This is a genomic window from Microbispora sp. NPDC049633 (genome assembly GCF_040675265.1).
GTDB lineage: Bacteria > Actinomycetota > Actinomycetes > Streptosporangiales > Streptosporangiaceae > Microbispora > Microbispora maris.
Map to the genome: position 1 here is coordinate 1 of NZ_JBFAOO010000415.1, position 1,495 is coordinate 1,495.

Annotated in this window: 2 protein-coding genes and 1 pseudogene; 1 reads left to right on the forward strand and 2 read right to left on the reverse strand. The window is 66.2% G+C overall.

The genetic code is table 11. The annotated features are described in order from the left end of the window. Positions 1–170: pseudogene (locus AB0J39_RS39510) on the reverse strand (site-specific integrase); the annotation flags it as partial. Positions 171–310: 140 nt separating this feature from the next. On the opposite strand from AB0J39_RS39510, the gene AB0J39_RS39515 reads away from it, so the two are divergent. After that, the gene (locus AB0J39_RS39515; RefSeq protein ID WP_363474333.1) at positions 311–1,003 is read left to right on the forward strand and encodes a hypothetical protein; all 693 of its coding nucleotides are present in this window, start codon (positions 311–313) and stop codon (positions 1,001–1,003) included. A gap of 223 nt (positions 1,004–1,226) precedes the next feature. Here the strand turns inward: AB0J39_RS39515 and AB0J39_RS39520 are convergent. Beyond that, positions 1,227–1,495, reverse strand: a 269-nt coding sequence (locus AB0J39_RS39520; protein WP_363474335.1) for an RICIN domain-containing protein, incomplete at its 5' end; no start/stop codon positions are given.

Genomic DNA, 1,495 nt, shown 5'->3' on the forward strand with positions numbered 1-1,495 from the left:
TTGTCCGTCGATGCACTTGGCGTAGACGCGCAGCATGACGTCCACGCCGTGACCGGCGCGCTCAGCCGCCTCCGGAGCGTGGACACCTGCGTTCAACCAAAGGGACACGGCCGCGTGCCGCAGATCGTACGGCCGGCCGCGAGCGGCGAGACGACCTGCTCGGAGGTGAAGGCGTAGCTCCGGGTTCTCATGACCCGGGGCTGTCCTGACCGCGCGATGTACGACGTCGGGCCTCTCCTTCGATCTTCGCCGCCGCATAATGCGAGTACAAGACTGTTTCTGACTGCTCAGGCCTGTGAGACTGCCGGGCATGAGTCTCCTCGGCCAGCACGCGCCTGCTGATCTCGCTCGTCGACTCGCGCATGTCCGCTGGATTGCCGGCGGTACCGGCGCCGGCAAGAGCACCCTCACTCAGTCCTTGGCGGAACGGCACGACGTGCTCGTGTACGACGGCGACCGCGCCGAACAGGGCTACGTCAACCGGTGCACCCCGCAGCAGCAACCGTACCTATTCGCATTGCTGCGAACGCCTCTGGAGCAAAGATGGACAGGACGCACCGCTGCCGAGATCTTCAAGGCCATGCCCAGTCTGCACGGCGAGACATTCGGATTCGTCATCGAAGACCTGCTTACCCTGCCCACGGACCGTCCCGTACTCGTGGACGACTTCCGTACTCTGCCCCGAGCCGTCGCGCCTCTGCTGACGCGCCGTGAGCACGCCGCCTTTCTGCTGCCGACACCCGAATTCCGCCGCGACGCACTGGGCACCCGATTCGCCGACCCGGCCAGAGCACGAGCCAACTGGGGAGGCAGTGACCATGCCGAAGCGTTCGCCAAGCGACTGGCCCGCGACGAACTCTGGGATGAAGAAGTACGACGCCAAGCCCTCGAATTCGACTTGCCGGTCCTGCAGGTCGACGGCTCTCGAAACGTCGCCGAACTCGCCGGCGAACTGGCCGCGATGTTTCACCTGCGGGATATGCGCGGGATGGCTCCTACTTAGGTTCGCATCTACCGCTCGAACGTCTGGGTCAGCCGAAAGGGTCACCCATCCAACGCGGAGCGCCTTCTCCGCCTGGGAGACGTGTAGTCAACAGATGCTCGTACGAGCACCGTGGCCACCAGCCAGTTCGAGGCCCGTCGCGAACAGACAAGTGACGCAAGGGCTTCCGGGCCGTGGCCCGCGGTGCGGCGGGGTGTTCCGCACCGCGGGCCACAGGTGCGGGCTATCGGTTCCAGGCCCACTTCTGGTTGGTGCCGCCGTGGCAGGAATACAGCTGGATCTTGGTGCCGTTGCCGGTGCCCGCGCCGACGGCGTCGAGGCACAGCCCGGACTGGACGCCCTGGATGCTGCCGTCGGAGTTCACGCGCCACTTCTGGTTGTCGCCACCCCAGCAGGAGTAGATCTGCACCTTCGCGCCGTTGCCGGTGCCGGCCGCGTCCAGGCACTTGTTGCCGTACACCCGGATCTCACCGGCGGAGGTGGACGCCCAGG

Bases quoted from the DNA above. Each gene is read 5' to 3' on its own strand.
- AB0J39_RS39515 (WP_363474333.1), top strand. From the start codon at position 311: ATGAGTCTCCTCGGCCAGCACGCGCCTGCTGATCTCGCTCGTCGACTC.